Below are 7,166 nucleotides of genomic sequence, written 5' to 3' on the forward strand. Positions count from 1 at the left end.
CGTGAGCCGGTCGGAGCCCAGATGTAGGCATGAGTTCCCTGTTGGCCGACGCGCGCTTCGTCCTGGAACCATATCTCGATCGACGTGCCCGCAGTCGTGTTCAGCAGGGCTTCGCGAACCAGGTTGGGGAAGTTTTTTTAAAACTCGCCTCGGCCTCAGCGTCTTTCTTCGGATGCACGGGCCGCGGCTGCAAGCGGGTCATACCAGTCAGCCTTAAGGCTGACTGGTATAATTTTCGCACTCTGTGGTGCTGAATTTTTCCAGTGATTGGCCGATTGCGGTGCAGGTTTCTTCGAGGATGTTGATTTGCGCTGAGAACTGTTGGGGTGGAACGGCCCACGGCATCAGATGCCAAGATAAGGTCGCTCAATTGACCTGTATGGCGTGATGGATCACCGGGTGAAGCTGATCCCGCCGCAATACGTAAAGCCCTTCGTCAAACGCAACAAGAATGACCGCAATGATGCGGAAGCGATCTCCGAGGCGGCATCCCGGCCAAGCATGCGGACGGTCCCGGTGAAGACAACCGATGAGCAGGCTGCGACAATCGTCGTGAAGCACCGGGAGATGCTTCGCCGTCCGTGTCGAACAGAATATCACCGCGGGCGACCATGCAATCCTTGTCGGCCGCGTGCAGGCCTGGCGTCACGATCGCGAGGCCGCGCGCAGGTCATCGTTGCCCAACCAGCGGTCGCTCGTCCATCCGTTGACATCATAGTCGGAAAGACACTTGTCAACCAGGTCGGTCATCTTCTTTAGCCGGCCCGTGGCGGTGGCATGCATCAGCGCCTCGACCCGAAGGTTTTCAAAGTTGCCGGCATAATTGCGTTCGTAAAGTTCATGCCGGCCGCCAAATTCAGTGCCGATGGCATCCCACAGCAGCTTGAGAAGCTTGACCCGGTCCAGCGCGACCATGCCGCCCGATCCGCGAACGAAGCGATCGAGGTAGCCCGATATTTCCGGGTTGCGGAAGTCGGCGGCAGAGCTGGGCAGGTAGATCAGGCCCGACGCAACGTGCCGTTCGATGAGTTCCTTGATCCGGCCATAGGCCTGCCCGGCGAAGATGCGCGCTGCATGCATGGCATGGGCATTGGGCAGCACGTGGCCATCCGTTCCGTGCCATGGTTCGGGGTTGCCGGCCATGGAATCGACCAGCGAGCGGAAGAGGTAGGCCCATCCCAGCACCTCGCCAACGCCGGTCTGCACGCCGCGGAAATCGGCGGTGCCGGTTGCCTTGACGGCGCTGGCAAACAGCCCAGCGATGAATTCGAGCTTCACCACCAGCCGGGACGCCCCGTGCAGGATGGCGCGTTCCAGGAAACCCGAGCGCGTAAGGAAGCCGTTCGCCGCATCGACATCGCCATAGAGGAAAATGTTTTCCCACGGCACCAGCACCTTGTCGAAGACGAGGATCGAGTCGTTCTCGTCGAACCGGGATGACAGGGGATAGTCGAAGGGGGATCCGTTCCGCGCCGCGTTGAGTTCGTAGGAAGTGCGCGCGATCAGCGAAATGCCTTGGGCCGACATCGGGACCCCAAAGATAATGGCAAAGTTGCGATCCTTCAGCGGGATGCCGTAATGGGCGATGAAGTTGTAATGCGTCAGCGCCGATCCGGTGGCGACAACCTTCGCCCCCGAGACGACGACGCCCGCGTCGGTTTCCTTCTCGACATGGATGATCACATCGCGCACGTCCTCCACCGCGCGGTTGCGATCAATGGGCGGGTTCACGATGGCATGGTTCCAGTAAAGCAGCCGCTCCTGGCTCTCGCGATACCAGCGCCGGGCGTTGTCGGCGTAATCGCCGTAGAAATCGGCATTGCAGCCCAATGTGCCGAGGAAGCTGGCCTTGTAGTCCGGCGCCCGGCCCATCCAGCCATAGGCCGGCCGTTGCAGGGCCATGATCGCCTCGGCAGACTTGACCATGTCCTCGGCCGAGCGCGCCCCGCGGAAGAAAGGATGAGTCAGCCCGTTAGAACCCGTGTCGGTCGTCACGCCGATGTTGCCCGACTGATCGTGAAAGGTGTCGTACCACAGCCCAACCGACCGCACCGAGTTGCGAAAGCCCGGATGATCTGCCACGCGCGCGACGCGTTCGCCCTGCAAGTAGACACGCCGCCCGTCGTCCAGGCTGTCGATGTATTCCGCCCCCGTGAAGGGCTTGGTCGCCGGGTTCGATCCGTCCATGATGTTTCCTCCCTGTTGTTGATACGCTCGCCGGGAAACGGGCGACGCGTTTATGGTGAATCGATCCTGCGACGAAAAAAGATTCTGTCAATATACAATCGACTGGCGTTGTTGCATGAGTCGTGTCAGGGTTGATAATCGCCATGGTAGAGGCGTTTATTTGACTCTTACGGACACCGGCATACCGAGGCCGGTCATCCGGTTCAGGACGTTGCAGGCATGTGTGGAACGGCCCTGGATTCAAGAGCGACATTGCAAGAAGTTGGCGGCGGCACGAATGCGGTCATGTGTCCGGCTTGTTGACGCGGCCTCATGACCGCCAGCCCAGATGGTTTCCGCGAATGGCATCCAAACAATTCTACGGCATTGGCGTCCCCGGCGGGATTCGAACCCACGGCCCCAGGATTAGGAATCCTGTGCTCTATCCTGCTGAGCTACGGAGACTTATCAAAGACTTAGCTTGAATTTAACGGGTCAAAATCAAGCACTGGTATTCATATGGTACGCGAAAAAGGGCAGGCGCGAAATGCTTGCGTAGCCTTTTTAGCGTACCGCCCGGGGGAAGCAAAGAGTGTGGTTTCAGTCCGTTTGCGGCCTGCCGCTGGCCGGCGGGCCTTGCAGCTTGCGGGGATGAAGCCGCAGGGACGCAAAATTTCATAAAATTGAGCGCGCTTCAGACTCCAGCTAAGCGTCCTCGCTTTCGCTGGCGGCAAGATCAACCATCATTTCCTCGGTGAGGCGTTCCAGAATTTTGCGGACTTCCTCGGTGGTGACGCCGCCCGGCACCCTCAGGCGCGCGGCGGCGCGGAACATTGTCTCGCCGGTGAAAGGCGCACTTTCAATGCTGCTGCTGAATTCTTCGATGTTGGCGCCAAGCTGATTCAGGGCGTGGGTGACGTCGCGTACAATTCCCGGGCGGTCCTGCCCGAGGAGTTCAAGCTCCAGGGGCCGGTAGCTGAGTGCGGATTCTGCCAGGGTCGTGTGGGCCACGGTAATTCGCAGCCCGGTTTCCTCCAGGCTGTGCAGGGCGGCGGTGAGGCCGGAGGCGTTGGCGTCTGGCACGCTGATGAGCACAATGCCGGCGAACTCCCCCGCCAGCCGCGACAGCCGGCTCTCCAGCCAACTCCCCCCGGCGGTGGCGATTTTCTCTGAAATGGCGTTCACGAGGCCGGGTTTGTCGTGGGAGACGAATGTGAGCACGAGCGATGATGTCATGGCGCACCTCCTGGTTGTTTCGCTCCAGGGTATCATGGAACGGCGCATGGGTGAACTCGCCTGACGTGTTGGTTGCCAGAAGAGGTTGCGGGGGGAGTTAGTGTGTGAACAGGCCGCCGTTCTGGGTTACGCTCGCCAGCCCGGAGAAGATGAGCTTTGTACCGTCGTTGAGGGTGACGTTGAGCGAGCCGGCGAGCGTGGTCTCGTTCAGAACGCTCAGATTGCTCGCCAGTTGCAGGCTGCCGCTGAATGCCTGCAGCATATCGGTGCCGCCCCCGCCGGTGATGGAGATGAGGTCTGTGCTGGTTGCCGCGGTGAAGAAGGTTTCATTGCCCGCCGCTGACACGAGGGTATTGTTGCCGCTGCTGCCGCCGATCAGGACATCGTTGGCGCCGCCCGCCACAAACAGATTTGCTCCGCCAGTGCCGCCGTTCAGGCTGTTGCCGCCGCCAAAGCCGCCATATACGGCGTTGGCGCTGCTGGCGCCGCCGGACATGGTGATGGCGGCATTGCTGGCGCTGCCGAGGATAGTGCTGGAAGTGCCGCTTGAGCCGATGAAGGTGAGTTTTTCAATGGCGTTGCCGGAGTTGCCGCCGATATGCATTCCGGGAATGTCGGTCAGTGTGACGGTGGTGCTGGCGCTGGCGATGATGGTATCGGCGGCGAAATTGGTTTCCTGCAGGGCGATCAGGTTATTAGCGCCGTTGTTGACGATGGTGTTGCCGCCGTAAATCTGGTCCCCGGCGGTTACGGTATCGTTGGCGCCGGAAAGGGTGACGGCATTGCCGCCAAACAGGGTGATCTGCGCCGCGCCCTGGGTTTGCAGAAGCTTATCCAGGCCGCCGAGAGAAAACACGCCACCCTGCACGGTGAATGAGTTCTGCGTGGTCTGGTTGGGGGCGAACGTGCTGTCGTAGGTATAGGGGCTGGCGCTGGAGACAGTGTCCGGCCCGGTTAGGTTGACCTGGTTGCCCGTACCCATGATTTGCAGGCTGATGTTAGAGCCGGTGATGACGTTGTTGTTGGCCTGAACAACCATCTGCGCGCCGTTGCTGGCGTTGATGGTATTGTTGCCGCTCATGGTGATGAACGCGTTGTCGCCGGAAACATTGATGGCGCCGCCGGTTGTGCCCGTGCCGCCGCCCGCCTCGAGGATAAACAGATTGCCGGTGCCGTTTTCGTTTAGCGTGTCCTGGTCGGCACCGTAGAATATGCCGGTGTTGTTGTTGCCGGTCACGTTGAGCGTGTTCTTCGCGTTCGTGAATTGGCCTGACATGCCGTAGAAAAGGTCGTTCGAACCGAAGTTGACGACGGAACCGCTGATGCTGTCTTGTGAGAGGTTCGTGCCGTCGGCAACCTGCAGGGTATCGTTGCCAGAGATGTTCACGAGGCTGGCCGCCGAAATCGAGAAATGATTGCCACCGATTGAGTCGTTGATCGTCTGGCCGGCATTGGCCGTGACGCTGACATTGCTGTTCGCGATATTGATGATGACGGGAAAGGAGGCCGGGGCCACATCGACGATCGGCGTGCCCGCGTTATAGACGGTGCCGACCGATGAATTGCCAGATAGGCTGATGACCGCCGACGGCGCGGTTGGGCTCACGCTCACCCCTGAGGCGGGGGCGGCGGAGATAGTGTCGCCGGCGCCCGAGGCGGCAATGGTTTCGCTGGTGCTTTGGGTTAGCACCGAGGACTGGCTGCCGCTGACGGAGATCGCATTATTGTAACTCAGGGCAGAGACCGTGTTCTGCCCGCCACCCGCCACCACGGTGTTATTGTCGGTAAAGGAGGTAAGGCTGGTGCCAGAGCCGGTAATGGAGACCATGGCGCCTGGGGTTGTGTTGGTTCCCGCCGTGCCGTTGCCGTTGAGCAGGCCATAGGGAAGAGGCTGCCCGGGAACTGCCTCGTTGACGAAGGTGTTGTTGTTGCCGGTATCAACGATGCTCTTGGCCTTCACCGAAGTTATCGTGTCGTTATTGCCGTTTACAACAATGTTGACGGCGCCGACGATGATCGTCTCATTGCTGCCGTTGACCGTCATGTTGCCGCCCAGGTACAGGCTGTTGATCGTATTGTACGAGCCGTTGACGACGACATTCGCGGATTCAGTCTTCTGGCTGGAAGCGACGGTGTTATGGCTGCCGTTGATGGTGACCCCGCCGCCATAAAACCCATAGTCGGCGACGGTGTTGTAATTCCCGCCGAGATAAAGACTGTCATAGTTCGAGGCACCGAACGAGGGGATGCCGGCTGTGATGGTGCTGTGGGAGCCGGTGACGCTGATGAGCCCGCTACTGCCTTTGAGTATGATCCCGACATCGGAGGCGCTGCTTAGCACCGTATCGCCATCGCCGCTGACCACAACTGAGCCTGATTGTACGCTGATGGTTTTGTAGCTGCTCGCATAATAGGCAGGCCCGGAGAGGGTGACGGTTGCGGCCATGAAATTTTCCTGTCTTAGTCAAAGCATTTTTTGTCAGGGCGATTCATATTCAGAGTTGTGTTTTGGCGTAATTGGACATATTTACTACCTTGAGTATATGTACACAAAGAAACATAATGGACAATTAATTTGAGCCGGATAAATAAAAATTTAATAAACTGAATTTTAATTTTCTCCACGGCACGCCGCCGGCGTTCCGCCGGCAGCCATCCGCAGCGGGCGGAGGAAGGTCCGTGCTGGGCCGCGAAACCCGGGATTTGGCGACTGGTTTCAGAGGGTTGCGCCGGTAAGGATAATTTTCCGCCACAGGCTTGTTATGGTAAAAGCCTGGCATGAAGAACAGCAAAATAGGGTTTGTCACCGGCCTGACCGCTGAGGCGCAGCTGCTACGCCAGACGGGTTTCGCGGTTGCGGTGGGCGGCGGCACGCCGGAGGGGGCGTTGCGCGCGGCAGAGGCTTTAGTAGCCGGGGGCGCCCAGGCGCTGGTGAGCTTTGGTCTCGCCGGGGGGCTGCGGCCCGGCCTGAAACCAGGAACGGTGCTAGTGCCATCAGCCGTGTTTGAGAGCACACAGACCTACACATGCGACACTTGGCTGATGGAGCGGCTGGGCGGCTCCACGGGCCGTCCGATGCTGGCGGGGCACCGAATCGTCGTTTCGCCCGGCGACAAGGCGCTGCTGTACCGCCGCGGGCGAGCTGATGCCGTGGACCTGGAATCCGGCGCCGTCGCACGCGCAGCCAGCGCGCGCGGCGTGCCTTTCGCGGTGCTGCGCGCGGTGGCGGACCCGGCCGAGCGCGCCCTGCCGCCCGCCGCGCTGGAGGGGTTGAAAGAGAACGGACGGATTGACCTGCCGCGCATCCTGCTTTCGGTGCTGCGGCATCCGGGGCAGATCCCCAGGCTGCTTGAGGTGGGCCGGGATGCCGCGCGGGCGCGCAAAGCCTTGCAGGCACGGGTGCGCCGCCTCAAATAACGGTTATGCGCTGTTTGCAATCGCGCCTGCTTGCTGCCGTAAACCTGCCTTAAATTGCCGATACGTCCAGCCTGTCGCGGTTGCGTTCATTCGCATAAATTTGAGGAGTATCCAATGTCTTTCCGAACCATGAAATTTTCGTCGCGCGCCTTGGTGAAGATTGCTGCCGTGGTTCTCGTAAGCGTGTCGTTGGCTGGCTGCGTGTATTACCCGGGCGGTTACGGCTATGGTCCGGGCTATGCGGTGGCGCCGCCGGTTGGCGTGGTTGTGGGTGGCGGCTGGGGCTGGCGCGGCGGCGATGACGACTAGTGGGCCACGGCATTTTCAAGGACGTGTCCCACTAGGTC

At 60.3% G+C, this 7,166-nt stretch carries 5 protein-coding genes, 1 tRNA gene and 1 pseudogene; 3 read left to right on the top strand and 4 right to left on the bottom strand.

What is annotated here, in order from left to right; genetic code table 11:
• Positions 1 to 393 precede the first annotated feature (393 nt).
• A pseudogene (locus PHE40_RS10060) lies at positions 394 to 579 on the top strand (IS110 family transposase); the annotation flags it as partial.
• Between the two features lie 66 nt (positions 580 to 645).
• Here PHE40_RS10060 and PHE40_RS10065 read toward each other — a convergent pair.
• The 4 genes from PHE40_RS10065 to PHE40_RS10080 all read right to left on the bottom strand — a co-directional run bounded on the left by PHE40_RS10065 (position 646) and on the right by PHE40_RS10080 (position 5,848).
• Complete coding sequence (locus PHE40_RS10065; RefSeq protein WP_299961382.1) at positions 646 to 2,187, bottom strand: 4-hydroxyphenylacetate 3-hydroxylase N-terminal domain-containing protein; 1,542 nt, start codon at positions 2,185 to 2,187, stop codon at positions 646 to 648.
• 367 nt (positions 2,188 to 2,554) lie between these two features.
• Positions 2,555 to 2,631, bottom strand: a tRNA-Arg gene (locus PHE40_RS10070).
• A gap of 240 nt (positions 2,632 to 2,871) precedes the next feature.
• Positions 2,872 to 3,402, bottom strand: a complete 531-nt coding sequence (locus tag PHE40_RS10075) for a glycine cleavage system protein R (RefSeq protein ID WP_299961384.1) — start codon at positions 3,400 to 3,402, stop codon at positions 2,872 to 2,874.
• Positions 3,403 to 3,499: 97 nt separating this feature from the next.
• On the bottom strand, positions 3,500 to 5,848 hold the full coding sequence (locus PHE40_RS10080) for a hypothetical protein (protein WP_299961386.1): 2,349 nt from the start codon (positions 5,846 to 5,848) through the stop codon (positions 3,500 to 3,502).
• Positions 5,849 to 6,180: 332 nt separating this feature from the next.
• On the opposite strand from PHE40_RS10080, the gene PHE40_RS10085 reads away from it, so the two are divergent.
• Complete coding sequence (locus PHE40_RS10085; RefSeq protein WP_299961388.1) at positions 6,181 to 6,819, top strand: hypothetical protein; 639 nt, start codon at positions 6,181 to 6,183, stop codon at positions 6,817 to 6,819.
• Positions 6,820 to 6,933: 114 nt separating this feature from the next.
• Positions 6,934 to 7,128 carry a hypothetical protein gene (locus tag PHE40_RS10090; protein WP_299961389.1) on the top strand — a complete coding sequence of 65 codons (195 nt, stop codon included), beginning with the start codon at positions 6,934 to 6,936 and terminating at the stop codon, positions 7,126 to 7,128.
• Positions 7,129 to 7,166 lie beyond the last annotated feature (38 nt).

The organism is Acidocella sp. (assembly GCF_028687955.1).
GTDB lineage: Bacteria > Pseudomonadota > Alphaproteobacteria > Acetobacterales > Acetobacteraceae > Acidocella.

Coding starts and splice junctions, on each gene's coding strand:
- PHE40_RS10065 (WP_299961382.1), bottom strand. CDS start 2,187: ATGGACGGATCGAACCCGGCGACCAAGCCCTTCACGGGGGCGGAATAC.
- PHE40_RS10075 (WP_299961384.1), bottom strand. CDS start 3,402: ATGACATCATCGCTCGTGCTCACATTCGTCTCCCACGACAAACCCGGC.
- PHE40_RS10080 (WP_299961386.1), bottom strand. CDS start 5,848: ATGGCCGCAACCGTCACCCTCTCCGGGCCTGCCTATTATGCGAGCAGC.
- PHE40_RS10085 (WP_299961388.1), top strand. CDS start 6,181: ATGAAGAACAGCAAAATAGGGTTTGTCACCGGCCTGACCGCTGAGGCG.
- PHE40_RS10090 (WP_299961389.1), top strand. CDS start 6,934: ATGTCTTTCCGAACCATGAAATTTTCGTCGCGCGCCTTGGTGAAGATT.